The organism is Serratia sp. NPDC087055 (genome assembly GCF_044900985.1).
GTDB lineage: Bacteria > Pseudomonadota > Gammaproteobacteria > Enterobacterales > Enterobacteriaceae > Serratia.
On record NZ_JBJDOG010000001.1, the window covers coordinates 2,659,803 to 2,679,566 of the forward strand.

Below are 19,764 nucleotides of genomic sequence, written 5' to 3' on the forward strand. Positions count from 1 at the left end.
GGCTCCTTTACGCGTTTGGTCAACTCGCCAAACTGGTAAGACCTGTAAAATGTAGCAGAGGAAAAAGAGCTGTATGGGCACTTTGCCACTCAGCTGTGAGTAACATCACATTTTGAGCCGTGCACGATTCATTTCAAATAAGGCAGGCCCAATGCCCGGCACTTCCTGGAGCTGTTCAATCTGTGTAAAGGGGCCATGCTGTTCACGATAGCGCACTATGCTCTCCGCTTTCTTCAGCCCCACGCCCTTCAGCACGCTCGCCAGTTGTTCGGCATCCCCCTGATTAATACTGACCGACGCCTCTTTATTGGCAGTCACACCGGGCTCGGTGCTTTGCCCTGCTTTAACCGGCTGTGTTGATAACACCGGTTGCCCGATCGCCGCTTTCTCTTCCGCCGCCAGTGTCGGCCCTGCAAGGCAGATCAGGGCTGCCATCAACAACGCTTTAATGCTCAAGCCACGGCCATTAGCCGCTTTTATTTCTGTAAGTTGCATGCTGTATCCTCCTTGTGTTTAACAGCAAGCTCACCTTGCCGCAACGGGCGATCTTCAGCAATTCACGGATTCCAGATGTGGAAAAGGCCGCGAAAGCGGCCTTTGAGGATTACATTGCGTTGCAGAAAATTGCGGTACTTTACTGAGGTTGCTGCTGCTCAGAGGCACCCATGGTGATTTTGGCTTCTTTACGCAAGCTAGCCAGCAGAGAGTCAAAGGACACGCCGGTCGCACCTTCTTCCATTTTGCTGACGAAGGTTTTCATTTCTTCCGCTGGCAAGGTGCCAGGATTCACAGCATCGAGTGCAATAAGCACCACGTTGCCCTGATTATCCTGCGACATGCCGTAAACGGGTTTACCTTCCTGCGGATGCGCCAGCGCGAATACACTCTGCACCAGTTGGCTATCTTCCGGCGCACGTGCCATCTTCTGCACGCTACCAAAGCTCAGACCCGCCGCTTTCATTGCTTCGTCGCCTTTGCCTTGTTTCAGCTCCACCAGCAGTTTCTCGCCCTGCAGTTTCGCTTCCTGTTCCGCTTTGTTGCGTTTAACCAATTCAGCTACGCGATCTTTCACCTGGTCGAAGGGTTCAATGCCTTCTGGTTTATGGCCAGAAACACGGATCACGAAGGCGCGGTCACCATCAACGGTGATCACATCAGAGTTGCTGCCCGGAGCACCCGCTTCACCAATCAGTGAACCGTCAAAAATCGACTGAATCACAGGTTTGAAGTTCAGTGCTGCCGGGATGTTATCGCGAGTAAACCAGTCAGTGTGTGCCGCTTTCACGCCCGCGGCCTCTTCTGCTGATGCCAGGGACTCGTTATCGCTGGTGGCAGCTTCGCTGACCTTCTGCTGCAGCGCGTAATACGCATCTACGGCTTTTTCCTGCTTAACCTGCTTGGCGATAGCGTCATGCACTTCGCTCAAAGGTTTCACTTTCTCAGGTTCGATGTCGTTCAGACGCACGACCAGATAACCTACGGAAGACTTCACCGCGCCAGACAGCTGGCCTTTTTCGGTCAGGTTAGCTTGTTTCAATTCGTCTGCTGTGGTTTCCGGTTCCAACCAACCCAACTCACCACCGGTACGGCGTGAAATGATGTCGGTGGATTTTTCTTTCGCCAGAGTGGCGAAATCGCCGCCTTTTTTCAGTTCATCCAGCACTGCATTGGCTTCCGCCTCAGTTTTCAGCTGGATAACGCTGTAGTTCTTGCGTTCAGGTTGGCCGTAGCTGCTTTTGTGCTGGTCGTAATAGGCGCTGATATCCGCGTCGGTTACCGTCACCTTGTCCTGCATAGAGGCCGCATCCATCGGGATATAGCTTACTTTGACCTGCTCCGGCGCAATGAAGCTGTTCTTGTTCTGGTTGTAGAACTCTTTCAGCTCGTCGTCAGTCACGGTTTGCTTGGTCTGCAACGCTTTCAGATCCAGCGTAGCCAGGCGCACATCGCGTTCTTGCAATACCAGTGCTGTCATGCCTTGCGCTTCAGCGGGCAAAATGAAGCCGGAGCTACCAAAGGCTTGGATCACTTGCTGATTAACCAATTGCTGGCGCATTGATTGCGCAAAGTTATCGGCGGTGTAACCCATACGGCTAATCAGATCGAGATATTTAGCGTTATCGAACTGGCCGTTAGTTTGGAAATAAGGCGCCTTGCGGATGGCGTCCTTCACCTGATCGTCGCTGACGCTCAGTCCTAATTTCTTGGCGTATTGATCCAACAGCATGTTGTCGATCAACTGTGACAACGCCTGATGGCGCATCTGCTGCATGTAGCCTTCATTGCCCGCCAGCGCGGAGAACTGGTCACCCAGCTGTTGCTGCATACGGCTGCGTTCGCTTTGGAAAGCCTGTTCCAGCTGAGCGCGCTCGATCACCTGACCATTTACTTTCGCTGCATAATCGCCGGAACCGCCGATCAGGTAGTTACCCACCCCGGTCAAAATAAATGACAAGATGATCAGGGCCAGGATGATTTTGAGCACGACGTTATTAGCAGCCGCGCGTAAATTGTCCATCATAGTGTGACAACACTCCGCTGTGATGTGGATTAAAAACACCCTTGCGCAGGCGCGTTCCCTGCGACAAAAATAAAAAAAGCGCATCAATCTGATGCGCCTTATATCTTACCTTACCAGCACCGTTGCGTCAGGTGATTGTTTATTACAAAACCCTGTAACGCTAAACGGTTAGACGCAAACAATCAGTTTACTGCGTCTTTCAGCGCTTTCCCTGCACGGAAGGCCGGAACTTTGGCTGCCGCGATTTTGATCTCTTTACCGGTTTGTGGATTACGGCCAGTACGGGCTGAACGCTCACGCACTGTAAAAGAACCGAAACCAACCAGAGCCACGTCATCCCCTTCCTTCAAGGATTCGGTAACAGATGCAATGACTGCATCTAAAGCACGTCCAGCTGCCGCTTTGGAAATATCAGCACCTGCGGCAATTTTGTCGATCAGTTGTGACTTATTCACTCTATCATCCCCTCTAGAATTCAATCGTCGCACCGAAAAATCCCTACGGTTGCGACAGCGCAGCTGTTATATCAATCCCATCGAACCTTGGCAAGCCACCGAAAGCATGACAAAACGCGGGCCGATAGCTTTCTAACTTAGCGGTACAAAAAAAGACTGGCAAGTCCGAAATGACTTGCCAGCATAAGTTTTATCAATGGTTTTTGCGATTCGTCACTATTTTGCCGCTACCGGCAGTGCGCCGAAGGCCGGGTTTTGCAACGCAAGGTTCAAAACTTCATCGATTCGCTGCACCGGATGAATATCCAGATCGGCGATAACGTTGTCCGGAATCTCTTCCAGATCGCGCTTGTTCTCAAAAGGAATCAGCACGGTTTTGATACCGCCGCGATGCGCCGCCAGCAGTTTCTCTTTCAGACCACCAATAGGTAACACCTGACCACGCAACGTGATCTCACCGGTCATTGCCACATCTGCGCGAACCGGGTTGCCTGTCAGGCAGGAAACCAGCGCTGTGCACATCGCAATACCGGCACTTGGGCCATCTTTCGGCGTAGCGCCTTCCGGCACGTGCACGTGGATGTCACGCTTCTCGTAAAAATCAGGATTAATCCCCAATTTGTCCGCGCGCGCACGCACCACGGTCAGTGCAGCCTGAATCGATTCCTGCATCACTTCACCCAGAGAACCGGTGTAGGTCAGCTTGCCCTTGCCCGGTACGCAGGCGGTTTCAATGGTCAGCAGATCGCCACCCACTTCCGTCCACGCCAGGCCAGTAACTTCACCCACACGGTTTTCGGTATCCGCACGACCATAATCGACGCGCTGCACACCCAGGTAATCCTTCAGGTTGTCGCCGTTGATCTCAATATGCTTGGTCTTCTTGTCCATCAGCAGCGTTTTCACCGCTTTACGGCACAGCTTGGAGATTTCACGCTCCAGGCTACGCACCCCAGCTTCACGGGTGTAGAAACGGATAATGCCGACAATGGCGCTGTCGTCTACCGTCAGTTCACCTTTCTTCAGGGCATTGCGCTCAAGCTGCTTCGGCAACAGGTGTTGCTTGGCAATATTAAGCTTCTCATCTTCGGTATAGCCTGACAGGCGGATCACTTCCATACGATCCAGCAACGGCGCAGGAATGTTCATCGAGTTTGAGGTGGCAACAAACATCACGTCGGACAGATCGTAATCGACTTCCAGGTAGTGATCGTTAAACGCCACGTTCTGTTCTGGATCCAGCACCTCAAGCAGTGCAGAAGCAGGATCGCCACGCATGTCCGAAGACATTTTGTCGATCTCATCGAGCAGGAACAGCGGGTTTTTCACCCCCACCTTGGCCATTTTTTGGATCAGCTTGCCCGGCATTGAGCCGATATAGGTGCGTCGATGCCCGCGGATTTCCGCTTCATCGCGCACGCCGCCCAGTGCCATACGCACGTACTGGCGGCCGGTCGCCTTGGCGATCGACTGCCCCAGCGAGGTTTTACCCACGCCTGGAGGCCCTACCAGGCACAAGATCGGCCCTTTGATTTTGCTAACGCGGCTCTGCACTGCGAGATACTCAAGGATACGATCCTTGACGCGTTCCAGGCCGTAGTGATCGATATCGAGCACTTCCTGCGCCTTAACCAGGTCTTTTTTCACCTTGCTGCGCGCATTCCACGGTACCTGCAACATCCAATCGATGTACCCGCGTACCACGGTCGCTTCCGCAGACATCGGTGACATCATTTTCAGCTTTTGCAGTTCCGCTTCGGTTTTTTCGCGCGCTTCTTTCGGCATTTTGGCCGCTTCAATCTTACGCTTCAGCGCTTCATGCTCGTCCGGTGCGTCGTCCATTTCACCCAGTTCTTTCTGAATCGCCTTCATCTGCTCATTCAGATAGTACTCGCGCTGGCTTTTTTCCATCTGTTTTTTGACGCGGTTACGGATACGTTTCTCAACCTGCAGCAGGTCGATTTCCGATTCCATCATCGCCATCAGGTACTCCAGACGTTCAGTAATATCGAACATCTCCAGTACCGACTGCTTGTCGCTGAGTTTCAGCGGCATATGCGCAGCGATGGTATCCGCCAGGCGTGCAGCATCGTCGATGCTGTTCAATGACGTCAGCACCTCCGGTGGAATTTTCTTGTTCAGTTTGATGTAGCCTTCAAACTGATTGATGGCTGTACGCACCAGGACTTCTTGCTCACGCTCATCAATTGCCGGCGACTCAAGATATTCTGCCTGGGCAGCAAAATGCTCACCGCTGTCGGAAAGCGTAGTAATACGTGCCCGTTGCAGACCTTCTACCAGCACTTTTACCGTGCCATCGGGCAATTTCAGCATCTGCAGGATCGACGCTACGGTGCCGACAGAGAACAAATCATTAATGCCAGGTTCATCCGTTGAGGCCTCTTTCTGTGCCACCAGCATGATCTTCTTATCATGATCCATTGCTGCTTCGAGGCACCGAATCGATTTTTCCCGGCCAACAAATAACGGGATCACCATGTGCGGATAAACCACCACGTCGCGCAACGGCAAGACGGGGATTTCAATGCGTTCGGAACGCTCAGGGTTCATAGAGCTCTCTCTTAAGTTTAACTTCCGCCAGGTTGAGGGGAATCTCATGAGACGCAAGCATCAAACGTTTCATAAAATCTGGTTAATGAGTATATGGGGATGAATCTCTTACATTCAACGGCAAGAATGCAGGAAAAAGAAATGGGGGATAAAATCCCCCATTTTGGTATTAACTTTCTGGTTTGACTGGCGAATTATTCGCCTGAAGCCTGCGCTTCCGGCTTGCCGTAAATCAGTAACGGTTTGGACTGACCGGCAATGACCGACTCGTCGATCACCACTTTGTCGACGCTGTCCATAGAGGGCAGGTCATACATGGTATCCAGCAGCGCGCCTTCTACGATAGAACGCAGGCCACGTGCACCGGTTTTACGTGTCATGGCTTTCTTGGCGATAGCATTCAACGCTTCTTCACGGAATTCGAGCTCGACACCTTCCAGATTGAACAACGCCTGATACTGTTTGGTCAGGGCATTTTTCGGCTCTTTCAGGATCTGAATCAGCGCATCTTCGCTCAGCTCGCTGAGCGTAGCGACCACCGGCAGACGACCAATGAACTCTGGGATCAAACCAAACTTGATCAGATCTTCCGGTTCAGCCTGCAGCAGCAATTCGCCTTCCGTTGCTTTCTCTGCTTCACCCTTCACGGTTGCGCCGAAGCCGATACCGGAACCGGTATTGACGCGCTGACCGATCACCTTATCCAGGCCGGCAAATGCGCCACCACAGATAAACAGGATTTTCGAGGTATCAACCTGCAGGAATTCCTGCTGCGGATGCTTACGACCCCCTTGCGGTGGAACGGCAGCAATAGTGCCTTCGATCAGCTTCAACAGTGCCTGCTGCACGCCTTCACCCGAAACATCACGGGTAATAGACGGATTGTCTGACTTACGAGAAATCTTATCGATTTCATCGATGTAGACAATGCCACGCTGTGCTTTCTGCACATCGTAGTCACATTTCTGCAGCAGTTTCTGGATAATATTTTCCACGTCCTCACCCACATAACCGGCTTCGGTCAGCGTGGTGGCATCGGCCATGGTGAAAGGGACATCCAGGAAGCGCGCCAGCGTTTCCGCCAGCAAGGTTTTACCGCTACCGGTCGGGCCAATCAGCAGAATGTTGCTTTTGCCCAACTCAATACCGTTACTGGTATCGCCGTTGCGCAAGCGCTTGTAGTGGTTATACACCGCAACAGCCAGCACTTTCTTCGCCTGCTCCTGACCAATGACGTAGTCATCCAGGTGGTGGCGGATCTCGTGCGGCGTCGGTAGCGCACTGCGCTCACGGTGCGGGGCAACTTCTTTAATCTCTTCGCGAATAATGTCGTTACACAGGTCAACACATTCATCGCAGATATACACTGACGGACCGGCAATCAGCTTACGCACTTCATGCTGGCTTTTGCCGCAGAAAGAGCAGTACAGCAGCTTTCCTGAACCGTCTTTGCGCTTATCTGTCATCAGTAAACCTCTTCTTTAGTCTTTGTTCCGCAGGAAAATCACGGCGATCGTGCGCCCCAATTCATACCGGGAATGCCGATAATGCTCACCAGAGCGAGCCGCGCCCGCTCTGATTACTATAGTCTATCGGCTCGCACATATTACCTCGCCAGCCGCGTGGTCTTACTTGCGGTGCGTCAGAATGCCGTCAACCAGACCATATTCTACTGCTTCTTCCGCGGTCATAAAGCGATCACGCTCGGTATCGCGTTCGATCTGCTCCAATGACTGGCCGGTATGTTCTGCCATCAGCTCATTCATGCGAGCCTTCACCTTCAGGATTTCACGCGCATGGATTTCGATATCCGTCGCCTGGCCCTGATAGCCGCCCAGCGGCTGGTGGATCATCACTCGTGAATTTGGCAGGCAGAAGCGTTTGCCTTTAGCACCGGCAGTCAGCAGGAACGAGCCCATCGAGCATGCCTGGCCCATACAAATGGTGCTGACATCCGGTTTGATGAACTTCATGGTGTCATAGATTGACATGCCAGCGGTGATCACGCCACCCGGGGAGTTAATGTACAGGTAAATGTCTTTTTCCGGGCTTTCTGCCTCGAGGAACAACATCTGCGCCACAATCAGGTTGGCCATGTGATCTTCGACCTGGCCGGTCAGGAAAATAATGCGCTCTTTCAGCAGGCGGGAATAGATGTCGTAAGAACGCTCCCCGCGTGAAGTCTGCTCTACCACCATCGGCACCAGGGCCATGTTAGGTGCAAATTGATCTCGTTCGCCACTGTATGACATTACCGTCTCCTAATAGAAATTGCCTTGGCGGCCAGGGTTACACCCTATTACACCGATTCTACTTGAGAACGGTCATGATGACTATGCTCAAGCATTCGACCCACGCCACACGTACCCGACGGTTTTTCTTATCCCGCGCACTCTGGCAAATAGCCTTTCCCCGTCATCTTTCAAGTCACAGCGTTGTTACCTGCACTTGCTCACCCCAGTTACTTACTCGAGTAAGCGCCTGGGGATGAGCGAGTTGGGCGCCTAGCTGCAACTTGAAAGCTATAGGGTATACATATACTTTTTACAGATTGGGGCCGCTGAGAGATTTTCAAGCCCGGCAACGTATTTTTAGCAGTTACCCTGCGCACCCACGTACTGACTGTAAACATCATGCCAGACGGCTCCAAGAGCAACAGTGTAAATATAGTGCATATTGTCACGCTTAACCTGAGATTAATCAGCAACGTGGCCAAAAGAAAAGCCCGCAACCGAAGGTTACGGGCTTTTTTAACGCCGGGACTCAGCAAGCCGTTCCCAAGGGCGCAACCTGTGCGCCCCGACGTACAGACATTACGCCTGTTGAGTCTGGTTCATCAGCTCGCTGAAGGTAGTGGCTTTCTCAGTCACTTTCGCTTTTGCCAGCAGGGCTTCAACCGCTTGTTCTTCCAGAGCAACGTTGCGCATATTGTTCATCAGCTCTTTGTTTTTGCTGTAGAACTCAACAACTTCACTTGGATCTTCGTAAGCAGAAGCCATTTCTTCGATCAGCGTTTTAACGCGATCTTCGTCAGCTTTCAGATCGTTGGTGCTGATCACTTCGCCCAGCAGCAGGCCAACAACAACGCGACGCTTAGCCTGTTCTTCGAACAGTTCACGTGGCAGTTCCAGCGCTTGCTTCTCGTTGCCACCGAAACGCTGTGCAGCCTGACGGCGCAGAACGTCAACTTCGCCGTCGATCAGCGCAGCTGGAACGTCGATTTCGTTAGCGCTGACCAGACCGTCGATTGCCTGAGTCTTGATGCGGTTACGCACTGCGCCTTTCAGCTCGCGCTCCATGTTTTTACGCACTTCAGCACGCAGGCCTTCGATAGAACCATCAGCCACGCCGAAACGTTTGATGAACTCTTCAGTCAGCTCTGGCAGCTCACGCTCTTCTACTTTCTTCAGAACGATAGCGAACTTAGCCGCTTTGCCCTTCAGGTTTTCAGCGTGGTAATCTTCTGGGAAGTTAACGTCGATGGTGAATTCTTCACCGGCTTTATGACCGACCAGACCTTCTTCGAAGCCTGGGATCATGCGGCCCTGGCCCATAGCCAGTACGAAGTCAGAGGCTTTGCCGCCTTCAAACTCTTCACCGTCGATAGAACCAGAGAAGTCAACAGTCACACGGTCTTCAGCTTGCGCTGCGCGATCGCTGTCTTTCCAGGTCGCCTGCTGTTTACGCAGAGTGTCCAGCATAGTGTCAACGTCAGCGTCGTTAACTTCGACAACTGGCTTCTCAACTTCGATGCCATCCAGGCCTTTCAGCTCAACTTCTGGATACACTTCGAACTCAACGGCGAAGGTGAAGTCTTCACCTTCTTTGTACTCGCCCGGCACATAGTTTGGTGCGCCAGCCGGATTGATCTTTTCTTTGATGATCGCATCAACAAAGCTGCGTTGCATCGCTTCGCCCAGCACGTCTTGGCGAACGGAAGCGCCATAACGCTGCTCAACGATGTTCATCGGTACATGGCCTTTACGGAAGCCATCAATACGAACGCTTTTTGCCGCGTTGATCAGCTCTTTTTTGATAGCCTGCTTGATTGTATCAGCGGGTACAGTAATAGAGAGACGGCGCCCAAGGCCTTGAGTGGTTTCTACTGAAACTTGCATCTTGTTACCTCAAAAAAATCACAGTGCTCGGTCAACTCCGTTCCAAGAACCAGGACGGCTACATTACAGAACCGAGTTTCCTGATGACAGAAGCGTCCCGAAACCATTCCGGAAAAATAAGACGCGACATTATAGCGGCGCATGCGGAGCGAGTCGAGGAAAGCAAGGCGGCGGCGGCGCGCTAAAACTCACACTTTTGTCGATTTGATCGCCAAAAGGCCGCCGAAACCGACCCGGCCTTAGCTGCATGGCGCATCGGCTGTGTCGTCGTCAAAAACAGAAACGGCCCGCAGGCCGTTCCAAAATTCGTCTGTAGTAATACCCCAATTCGTGGTCAAAGTTCCACTGATACCGCAAATTTAGCCATCAGGCTAAGGTACCGGCCCCACGACATGGGGGTGATGCTGGCACGGTATCTTGCAAACCTTCCCACTCTTTCAGGGTATAGGTGTGCAATGCCAACGCATGGACGCCATCTGCCAACTCTTCAGACAGCACGCCGTAAATTGAACGATGCCGAGTCAGAAAACGTTCGCCGACGAAGCGATCGCTGACCAATACGACTTTAAAATGGCTTTCTGAACCCGCCGGAACGTTGTGACGATAACTTTCATCAACGACTTCCAGATACGCGGGCTCAAACGCCGCCCTTAACTTTGCTTCTATTTGCTCGCGAATCATAGGATCTCCTTTACTACACCGGCAGAGGACCGCCCCATCTATTTCAATATTAGCCGCTTTCCCCCCTTTTAGACCATTCCTCAGGTAAATTTCTCTTTTCTGCGGGCAAAAAATGGTCAACATCCGCCGCCGCTTGAGGTTTATCTGATTGAGGCGGTCAAAAAAGCATGTTTTTATCAACGGCAGGTAAAAATTTGTCACTCCGGTGCGTTCTGCGCTTCCTCCGGCTGGCGGCGATGCTATGATGTCGACAATTTGTTGTTGGCTATCCCGCTCTGATTATTACAGAAAGCGTGCTCAAACCCGCCGCTCAGCCTTTGGCGGTTTGCAGCAGCTTAAAATCCATCGAGAATGAGACAGTAACTATGTTGAAAAAACTTTGCCTTCCACTGTTGGCCGCACTGATGCTGGCTGGCTGTGCTACCAGCAGCAACACCTTGAACGTGACGCCAAAAATTGTGCTGCCGCAGCAAGATCCTACGCTGCAAGGCGTAACCATCAGCATTAACGGTGCGGATCAGCGTAAAGATCAGGCGCTGGCAAAAGTGAACCGCGACGGCCAGCTCGTGACGCTGACGCCATCACGTGATCTGCGCTTCCTGCTGCAAGAAGTGCTGGAGAAACAAATGGGCGCTCGCGGTTACATGATTGGCGCAGACGGTGCGGTTGACCTGCAAATCGTCGTCAATAACCTGTATGCGGACGTCTCTGAAGGCAACCTCCGCTACAACATCACCACCAAGGCGGATATTTCGATCATCGCTCAGGCGAAGAACGGCAGCAAGCAGGTGAAGAACTATCGCTCCACGTATAACGTCCAGGGCGCCTTCACCGCAACCAACGAGAAAATCACCAACGCGGTTAATAGCGTGCTGGGTGACGTTATTGCCGATATGGCGCAAGACACCAGCGTCAACGACTTTATCAAGCAAAACGCGCGTTAAGCCGCGCTCGCCTTGTGCCGCCCGGATCATCGGGCGGTGCAGACAGGGAACTCATGTCGAAACAGTATCTGAATATTTTCACCCAGCGTAATTCTGCCATCCTCCTGCTGCTGGGCTTTGCGTCGGGTCTGCCACTGGCACTGACCTCCGGCACGCTACAAGCCTGGATGACCGTCGAAAACATCGATCTGAAAACCATTGGTATTTTCTCTCTGGTTGGCCAGGCCTATGTGTTCAAATTCCTGTGGTCCCCCTTTATGGACCGCTATACCCCGCCATTCCTTGGGCGGCGGCGTGGCTGGTTGCTGATCAGCCAATTACTGCTGGTCGCGTCAATTGTTGCGATGGGCTTTATGCAGCCGGCGCAAGACTTGTGGTGGCTGGCGGCGTTGGCAGTACTGGTCGCCTTCTGTTCTGCATCGCAGGATATCGTTTTTGACGCCTATAAAACTGACCTGTTGAGTGCTGAAGAACGCGGTGCCGGCGCCGCTATCTCGGTTCTGGGTTATCGCCTGGCGATGTTGGTCTCCGGTGGGTTAGCGCTGTGGCTGGCCGATCGCTATTTTGGCTGGCAGTCAACCTATTGGTTGATGGCTGGGCTGATGCTGATTGGTATTGCCGCCACCTTGATGGCTCCCGAACCGGACGACAGCATTCCTGCGCCACGCACCATGGAACAAGCGGTGGTTGCCCCGTTGCGTGATTTCTTTGCGCGTAACAACGCCTGGCTGATTTTACTGTTGATCGTGATGTACAAGATGGGGGATGCCTTTGCCGGCAGCCTGAGCACCACCTTCCTGATCCGCGGCGTTGGCTTCGATGCCGGGGAAGTCGGTCTGGTGAATAAAACGCTGGGCCTGTTCGCCACCATCGTCGGCGCCCTGTTTGGCGGCGTGCTGATGCAGCGCCTGAGTTTGTTCCGCGCGCTGATGCTGTTCGGTATCCTGCAGGCGGTTTCCAATCTCGGTTATTGGATCCTTGCCGTTACCGATAAAAACCTTATGACCATGGGCAGCGCCATTTTCCTGGAAAATCTGTGCGGAGGAATGGGGACCGCAGCCTTCGTCGCATTACTGATGACGCTGTGCAACAAGTCATTTTCCGCCACCCAGTTTGCACTTTTGTCTGCACTGTCCGCCGTTGGGCGCGTTTATGTTGGCCCGATTGCCGGCTGGTTTGTCGAAGCACACGGCTGGCCGCTGTTTTATTTATTCTCAATCGCCGCTGCCCTGCCGGGCCTGTTGCTGCTGCGCCTGTGCCGTCAGACGCTGGAATATACCCAACGTACCGATAATTTCATGCCGCGCACCGAGTTCCGCCAGTATTACCGTTGGGCATTACGCATGCTGACGCTGGGCTGCTCGTTGTTGGGCCTGTGGCTGGTTCTACTGATCACGAACGCGCTTGACTGGAGTGCCTTGCCAAATCTGGCCGATCGGCTGTTGCAGTTAGGCGCCGCGTTGAGTCTGGTGGGCATTGCAATGGGCAGTGTGCTGGATTATCTGGCGTTACGCCGTACTAAATTGGCGTGATATCGCCGACCGGTCATCGCGCCGGTCGGCAAAAATGCATCAGAGTGATGTATTTATTTAGTTAAAAAATATAATTCCCGTCCAAATTATTTTTTTATCCGAGTGCGGTAGTCAGAAATAAAATTAAATTCACTTTTAAGACACAATAATTTTACATTAAATAAACCTTTCATTCGTATTTCAAAAAAGGGTTTCTACCTGCAAGATTCATCATACCTTTAGTTTTCCTTAACATACGAATTACCCGGCACGATTCAGCGTGCCAACGCGTTGTTGCCATTAGTAAATTGTCACGCAGCGTGACATCTGTGACCCCCTTAACAGAAAGTGTCAACAAGCCGCTGACACTCCCTTAAGCATGTTTACAGTACTGCAACCTTCCCGTAAAATGCCCGCACACATGAAACGACAATAGAGCCTTTGTAATTGAGGTCGTTAGATGAGACTTAAGAAATACAATAAAAGTATTGGGATGTTGGCCTTAATTGCTTCCACTGTAATGCTCAGTGGTTGCAATATGGTATTGATGAATCCCAAAGGAGCAATTGGTGTTGAGCAACGGACACTGATTATCACCGCAATCGCATTAATGTTGATCGTAGTGGTACCAGTTATCTTTATGGCGTTCGCCTTTGCCTGGAAGTACCGTGCTTCCAACAAAGATGCCAAATACAGTCCGAACTGGTCACATTCCAACAAGATCGAAGCGGTCGTCTGGACCATTCCTATCATTATCATCGCCATCCTTGGCACCATTACCTGGAAAACGACGCACGAACTCGACCCGTTCAAGCCGATTGTCACTGACAAAAAGCCAATGACGATCGAAGTCGTGTCGCTTGACTGGAAATGGCTGTTTATCTACCCAGAACAAGGCATCGCAACCGTTAATGAGCTGGCCTTCCCGAAAGATGTTCCAGTCGAATTCAAGATCACCTCTAACTCGGTAATGAACTCGTTCTTTATTCCTCAGTTAGGTGGGCAGATTTATGCGATGGCCGGGATGCAGACCAAACTGCACCTGATCGGCAATGAAGCAGGCAAATACGACGGTATTTCCAGCAGCTTCAGCGGTCGCGGGTTCTCCGGCATGAAATTCACCGCCATTGTCACCCCAACCGAAGGCGACTTCGATCAGTGGGTTGCCAAGGTGAAAGCATCGTCGACTAACCTTAACGCCACCAGCGACTTTAACAAACTGGCAGAGCCGAGTGAAAATAACCCGGTCGAGTACTTCTCCAGTGTCAAACCGAATTTGTTCAAAGAAACTATTGGCAAATTCATGGGCGATATGGACATGCACAAAGGCGCTTCCGCGCACGAAGGTATGGACATGAGCCAGGGTATGGACATGGGTGAACATGCTCACGCCGGAGCCGAGGAATAAAACTGATGTTGGGAAAATTAACGCTTGATGCGGTTCCGTACCACGAACCAATCATCGTAGTCACCGTTGCTGCAATTATTATTGGGGGCTTGGCTCTGCTGGCCCTGATAACCTATTTCGGCAAGTGGAAGTGGCTATGGAAAGACTGGCTGACTTCGGTCGACCATAAAAAAATTGGTATCATGTACATCATCGTGGCAATGGTTATGTTGCTGCGTGGTTTCGCCGATGCCATCATGATGCGTAGCCAGCAGGCGCTTGCGTCCGCCGGCGAGGCCGGATTCCTGCCGCCGCACCACTACGACCAAATCTTTACCGCTCACGGCGTGATCATGATCTTCTTCATGGCGATGCCTTTCGTGGTCGGTCTGATGAACGTGGTCGTACCGTTGCAAATCGGTGCGCGTGACGTTGCCTTCCCGTTCCTGAACTCCCTGAGCTTCTGGTTCTTCGTGGTGGGTGTCGTGCTGATCAACATCTCTCTGGGTGTCGGTGAGTTCGCGCAGACAGGCTGGTTGGCGTATCCGCCGCTGTCGGGCAAGGAATACAGTCCTGGTGTCGGGGTCGATTACTGGATCTGGAGTCTGCAGATTTCTGGTCTGGGTACCTTGTTGACCGGTGTGAACTTCTTCGCAACCATCATGAAGATGCGTGCTCCTGGCATGCCTTTAATGAAGATGCCGGTGTTCACCTGGGCGGCGCTGTGTACTAACGTCCTGATCATCGTTTCTTTCCCAATTCTGACCGTGACTATCGCGTTGCTGACCCTGGATCGCTACCTGGGCTTCCATTTCTTTACCAATGATATGGGCGGCAACATGATGATGTACATCAACCTGATTTGGGCCTGGGGTCACCCAGAGGTGTATATCCTGGTTCTGCCAGTGTTTGGTGTGTTCTCTGAAGTCACCGCGACCTTCTCAAGAAAACGCCTGTTCGGCTATACCTCACTAGTATGGGCAACCATCGCGATTACCGTTCTGTCGTTCATCGTATGGCTGCACCACTTCTTTACCATGGGGTCCGGCGCGAACGTTAACGCCTTCTTCGGTATCGCCACCATGATCATTTCCATCCCTACCGGGGTGAAAATCTTCAACTGGCTGTTCACCATGTACCAAGGCCGCATTCAGCTCAACTCCGCAATGCTGTGGACCATCGGCTTCATCATCACCTTCTCCGTTGGTGGGATGACCGGCGTTCTGCTGGCAGTGCCGGGCGCGAACTTCGTGCTGCACAACAGTCTGTTCCTGATTGCCCACTTCCATAACGTGATTATCGGTGGTGTGGTGTTCGGTTGCTTCGCTGGCCTGACCTACTGGTTCCCTAAATCCTTCGGCTTCACGCTGAACGAAAAATGGGGTATCCGTGCGTTCTGGTTCTGGATCATCGGTTTCTTCGTGGCCTTCATGCCGCTGTATGCTCTGGGCTTTATGGGTATGACTCGTCGTATCAGCCAGAACATCAACCCAGAGTTCCACCCACTGCTGCTCGTAGCGGCTGGCGGCGCGGCTCTGATTGCCTGCGGTATCCTGTGCCAACTGATTCAGATCTACGTCAGTGTGCGTGACCGTGAGCAGAACCGTGACCTGACCGGTGACCCATGGGGTGCTCGTACGCTGGAGTGGGCGACCTCGTCTCCACCGCCGTTCTATAACTTTGCCGTAGTGCCACAGATTCATGACCGTGATGAGTTCTGGGACATGAAAGAAAAAGGCGAAGCTTATAAGAAGCCGGCGAAATACGAACCCATTCATATGCCGAAAAATACCGGCGCCGGTGTGATTATTGCTGGCTTCAGCCTGGTATTTGGTTTCGCGATGATCTGGGACATCTGGTGGATGGCGATCGCTGCCTTCGTAGGTATGATCGTGACCTGGATTGCCAAGAGCTTCGATGAAGATGTTGATTACTATGTGCAGGTTGATGAAATCGAGCGCATTGAAAACCAACACTATGAACAAATCAGCAAAGCAGGCGTGAAACATGTCAACTGATACTCTGACTAACCATAACGCAGCCCATGCAGAGCATGGGCACCACGACGCAGGAGAGACCAAAGTCTTCGGATTCTGGATCTACCTGATGAGCGACTGTATTTTGTTTGCGAGCTTGTTCGCGACTTATGCAGTACTGGTGAACGGGACCGCGGGCGGTCCCTCTGGCAAAGACATCTTCGATCTGAAGTTTGTCCTGGTTGAAACCTTCCTGCTGTTGTTCAGCTCCATCACCTACGGTATGGCGATGATCGGCATGAACAAAGGCAAGGTTGGCAGCGTTAATACCTGGCTGTTCCTGACTTTCCTGTTTGGTCTGGGCTTCGTAGCGATGGAAATCTATGAATTCCATCACCTGATTGTTGAAGGTTATGGTCCGGATCGCAGTGCGTTCCTGTCCGGCTTCTTCGCACTGGTTGCTACCCACGGTCTGCACGTGACTACCGGCCTGGTGTGGATCGTCATCATGATGATTCAGGTCAGCAAGCGTGGCCTGACGTCAACCAACAAAACCCGTCTGATGTGCCTGAGCCTGTTCTGGCACTTCCTGGACGTGGTCTGGATCTGCGTATTCACCGTTGTTTACCTGCTGGGGGTTATGTCATGAGTCATTCATCCCATGAAACTTCTCACGGCGGCGCAAGCCACGGTAGCGTCAAGACCTATCTGATCGGCTTTATTCTGTCGATCATCCTGACGGTGATTCCATTTGCGATGGTCATGAGTGGTACAGCCTCTCATTCAACCATTCTGGCGGTTGTCGTTGGCATGGCAGTGATTCAGGTTGTTGTTCACCTGATTTACTTCCTGCACATGAATACCTCATCGGAAGAGCGCTGGAACCTGGTGGCATTGCTGTTCACCGCTATGATCATCGGTATCGTTGTTGTAGGTTCACTCTGGATTATGTACAACCTCAACATCAATATGATGGTCGATTAAGAGCAGAGCTGGACGTGATGATTAAGCAATACCTGCAAGTAACTAAACCAGGAATTATTTTCGGCAATTTAATTTCTGTCGTCGGGGGATTTTTGCTCGCCTCCAAAGGGAGCATCGACTATCCCCTGTTTCTCGCCACCCTCGTGGGTGTCTCGTTGGTTGTCGCTTCGGGCTGTGTGTTTAACAACTACATTGACCGTGACATCGACAAGAAAATGGAGAGAACGAAGAATCGGGTGCTGGTTAAAGGCCTGATCGCGCCGAGTGTAAGCCTGGTTTATGCTACCGCTCTGGGTATTGCGGGCTTTGCGTTGCTGTATATCGGTGCCAACCCGTTAGCCATGTGGCTGGCGGTGATGGGTTTCGTGGTGTATGTCGGCGTCTACAGCCTGTACATGAAGCGTCACTCGGTATACGGCACCTTGATCGGCAGCTTGTCGGGCGCTGCGCCACCGGTTATAGGTTACTGCGCGGTGACCAATGAGTTCGATGCTGGTGCGTTGATCCTGCTGGCTATCTTTAGCCTGTGGCAGATGCCGCATTCCTATGCGATTGCCATCTTCCGCTTTAAAGATTACCAAGCGGCGAACATCCCGGTATTGCCGGTCGTCAAAGGCATTTCGGTGGCGAAGAACCACATCACGGTCTACATTGTGGCGTTTATGATTGCCACCCTGATGTTGACCCTGGGCGGCTACGCTGGCTACAAATACCTGATCGTCGCTGCGGCGGTAAGCGTATGGTGGTTGGGCATGGCACTGCGTGGTTACAAAACCGAAAATGACAGCGTGTGGGCACGTAAGCTATTCGTGTTCTCGATCGTTGCCATCACCTCGTTGAGCGTCATGATGTCTATCGACTTCAGCGCCACCGCGGCGCCGGAAGCCCTGATGACGTACGTCTGGTAAGCCAAATCGTCTGTAAATGGGCCGCGTAAGCGGCCCATTTTATTTGTCAGTTCAGAAATCCGTTTACTCCCGAAATGATCGGAGCTGCAACAAGGCGGCAAGAGTGCGAATCATCGGGAGCTTGACCAACCAAGTGACCGGGGTAAGTGCTCGCGGTCAACAGCGCTGTAGCTTCAAGGGGAAGCTGTAATATCTGCTAAACAACATTAGATTTACCCCCCCTACCCTTCACACTAAAATGACGCAGTTTTAACAGAAGCTATCCCATCAGGCGTTATCACCGATAACCTGACGGAATGGCTTTTAATGAGGTTTTAATGAACGATAATGCAATGACCCCGCTGGAGCGCCGGGCGACCTGGGGATTAGGAACGGTATTTTCACTGCGCATGCTCGGCATGTTTATGGTGCTGCCGGTACTGACCACCTACGGCATGGCATTGAACGGTGCCAGCGAAACATTGATCGGTATTGCTATCGGCATTTACGGCCTGGCACAGGCTGTCTTCCAGATCCCCTTTGGTCTGATCTCCGACCGCATCGGCCGCAAACCGCTGATTGTCGGCGGCCTGTTGATCTTTGCTTTGGGCAGCGTGATTGCCGCCGCAACCGACTCTATCTGGGGTGTTATTCTTGGCAGGGCATTACAAGGTTCTGGCGCTATCGCGGCGGCAGTCATGGCGCTGCTGTCAGATCTCACCCGGGAACAGAACCGTACCAAGGCCATGGCGTTTATCGGCGTGAGCTTCGGTATAACTTTCGCTATTGCTATGGTCGTCGGCCCGATTGTCACCCACGCCTTTGGCCTGCATGCGCTGTTTTGGATGATTGCCGTGCTGGCATTGGCGGGTATCGTAATCACTCTGACGGTCGTGCCTTCCGCAAGCCATCACGTGCTGAACCGTGAATCCAGCATAGTGCGCGGCAGTTTCAGCAAAGTGCTGAGTAACTCCCGCCTGTTAAAACTGAACATCGGCATTATGTGCCTGCATATTCTGCTGATGTCCAGCTTCGTGGCACTCCCATTGGCGATGGAAAAAGCAGGTTTGGCCCCGAGCGAACACTGGATCGTCTACCTGGTCACCATGCTGGTTTCTTTTGCCGCCGTCGTGCCCTTTATCATTTACGCTGAGAAGAAACGCCGAATGAAGCAAGTCTTTATGGGCTGCGTGGCGGTGCTGTTCTGCGCTGAAATACTGTTGTGGCTGTCCGGCGCGCACCTGTGGGGCATCATTGCAGGTGTACAGTTATTCTTTATGGCTTTTAACGTGATGGAAGCAATCCTGCCTTCACTGATCAGTAAAGAATCCCCTGCTGGCTATAAAGGCACGGCGATGGGCGTTTACTCTACCAGCCAATTTATTGGCGTCGCGATAGGTGGCAGTCTGGGCGGTTTCCTGTATGGCCTGCAGGGCGCTGGGCTGGTATTTATCGCCGGCGCGGTGCTGGCGGCCATTTGGTTCTTGGTCAGCAGTACCATGCAAGAACCGCCATACGTCAGTAGCCTACGTATTACATTGTCGGAACTGGCAGTGAAAGATTCAGCCTTGGAAAGCCGCCTGAAAGCCCAGCCGGGCGTGGCGGAGGCAATAGTGGTCCCGGAAGAGCGCAGCGCCTATGTAAAGGTCGATACCAAACAAACCAACCGCGGCCAATTGGAAGCGCTGGTGAATTCACTGTAAAGAAAAGGGCCAGCAAGCTGGCCCCT

The 19,764-nt window shown here is 52.3% G+C and carries 16 protein-coding genes; 8 read left to right on the plus strand and 8 right to left on the minus strand.

The genetic code is table 11. From position 1 onward, the window contains the following. Positions 1-105: 105 nt before the first annotated feature. The 8 genes from ACI2J2_RS12655 to bolA all read right to left on the minus strand — a co-directional run bounded on the left by ACI2J2_RS12655 (position 106) and on the right by bolA (position 10,346). A complete protein-coding gene (locus tag ACI2J2_RS12655; protein WP_400768484.1) occupies positions 106-495 on the minus strand; it encodes a ComEA family DNA-binding protein in 390 nt (129 codons plus the stop codon). A 139-nt stretch (positions 496-634) separates the two neighbouring features. Continuing rightward, on the minus strand, positions 635-2,521 hold the full coding sequence (ppiD, locus tag ACI2J2_RS12660) for a peptidylprolyl isomerase (protein ID WP_404760166.1): 1,887 nt from the start codon (positions 2,519-2,521) through the stop codon (positions 635-637). A 182-nt stretch (positions 2,522-2,703) separates the two neighbouring features. Further along, on the minus strand, positions 2,704-2,976 hold the full coding sequence (hupB, locus tag ACI2J2_RS12665) for a nucleoid-associated protein HU-beta (protein WP_006319790.1): 273 nt from the start codon (positions 2,974-2,976) through the stop codon (positions 2,704-2,706). Between the two features lie 216 nt (positions 2,977-3,192). Continuing rightward, the gene (lon, locus tag ACI2J2_RS12670; RefSeq protein ID WP_209636533.1) at positions 3,193-5,547 is read right to left on the minus strand and encodes an endopeptidase La; all 2,355 of its coding nucleotides are present in this window, start codon (positions 5,545-5,547) and stop codon (positions 3,193-3,195) included. A gap of 194 nt (positions 5,548-5,741) precedes the next feature. Continuing rightward, positions 5,742-7,013, minus strand: coding sequence for an ATP-dependent protease ATP-binding subunit ClpX (gene clpX / locus ACI2J2_RS12675; protein ID WP_182821771.1), 1,272 nt, complete (start codon positions 7,011-7,013; stop codon positions 5,742-5,744). Between the two features lie 162 nt (positions 7,014-7,175). Beyond that, entirely contained in the window at positions 7,176-7,799 is a 624-nt protein-coding gene (gene clpP, locus ACI2J2_RS12680; protein WP_020825491.1) for an ATP-dependent Clp endopeptidase proteolytic subunit ClpP, read from the minus strand. A 561-nt stretch (positions 7,800-8,360) separates the two neighbouring features. Beyond that, positions 8,361-9,665, minus strand: coding sequence for a trigger factor (gene tig / locus ACI2J2_RS12685; protein ID WP_044548696.1), 1,305 nt, complete (start codon positions 9,663-9,665; stop codon positions 8,361-8,363). A gap of 366 nt (positions 9,666-10,031) precedes the next feature. Then, positions 10,032-10,346, minus strand: coding sequence for a transcriptional regulator BolA (gene bolA / locus ACI2J2_RS12690; protein WP_004940361.1), 315 nt, complete (start codon positions 10,344-10,346; stop codon positions 10,032-10,034). A gap of 365 nt (positions 10,347-10,711) precedes the next feature. Between bolA and ACI2J2_RS12695 the strand changes: the two genes are divergently transcribed. The 8 genes from ACI2J2_RS12695 to ACI2J2_RS12730 all read left to right on the plus strand — a co-directional run bounded on the left by ACI2J2_RS12695 (position 10,712) and on the right by ACI2J2_RS12730 (position 19,738). Then, on the plus strand, positions 10,712-11,290 hold the full coding sequence (locus ACI2J2_RS12695) for a lipoprotein (protein ID WP_209636535.1): 579 nt from the start codon (positions 10,712-10,714) through the stop codon (positions 11,288-11,290). 53 nt (positions 11,291-11,343) lie between these two features. Then, positions 11,344-12,822 carry a muropeptide MFS transporter AmpG gene (ampG, locus tag ACI2J2_RS12700; protein WP_400768503.1) on the plus strand — a complete coding sequence of 493 codons (1,479 nt, stop codon included), beginning with the start codon at positions 11,344-11,346 and terminating at the stop codon, positions 12,820-12,822. A gap of 439 nt (positions 12,823-13,261) precedes the next feature. Next, positions 13,262-14,209 carry a cytochrome o ubiquinol oxidase subunit II gene (cyoA, locus tag ACI2J2_RS12705; protein WP_209636540.1) on the plus strand — a complete coding sequence of 316 codons (948 nt, stop codon included), beginning with the start codon at positions 13,262-13,264 and terminating at the stop codon, positions 14,207-14,209. A gap of 5 nt (positions 14,210-14,214) precedes the next feature. Further along, positions 14,215-16,206: a cytochrome o ubiquinol oxidase subunit I gene (gene cyoB, locus ACI2J2_RS12710; protein ID WP_209636542.1), complete on the plus strand. Its 1,992-nt coding sequence runs from the start codon at positions 14,215-14,217 to the stop codon at positions 16,204-16,206. Then, positions 16,196-16,813 (plus strand): cytochrome o ubiquinol oxidase subunit III, encoded by a 618-nt coding sequence (locus tag ACI2J2_RS12715; RefSeq protein ID WP_209636543.1) that lies wholly within the window; start codon positions 16,196-16,198, stop codon positions 16,811-16,813. The genes cyoB and ACI2J2_RS12715 overlap by 11 nt, the downstream gene beginning before the upstream one ends. Further along, complete coding sequence (locus tag ACI2J2_RS12720) at positions 16,810-17,148, plus strand: cytochrome o ubiquinol oxidase subunit IV (RefSeq protein ID WP_012005527.1); 339 nt, start codon at positions 16,810-16,812, stop codon at positions 17,146-17,148. Before ACI2J2_RS12715 ends, ACI2J2_RS12720 begins: the two co-directional genes overlap by 4 nt. Before the next feature lie 17 nt (positions 17,149-17,165). Next, complete coding sequence (cyoE, locus tag ACI2J2_RS12725) at positions 17,166-18,056, plus strand: heme o synthase (protein WP_012005526.1); 891 nt, start codon at positions 17,166-17,168, stop codon at positions 18,054-18,056. Between the two features lie 317 nt (positions 18,057-18,373). Continuing rightward, the gene (locus tag ACI2J2_RS12730; protein WP_209636545.1) at positions 18,374-19,738 is read left to right on the plus strand and encodes an MFS transporter; all 1,365 of its coding nucleotides are present in this window, start codon (positions 18,374-18,376) and stop codon (positions 19,736-19,738) included. The last annotated feature ends 26 nt before the right edge of the window (positions 19,739-19,764 follow it).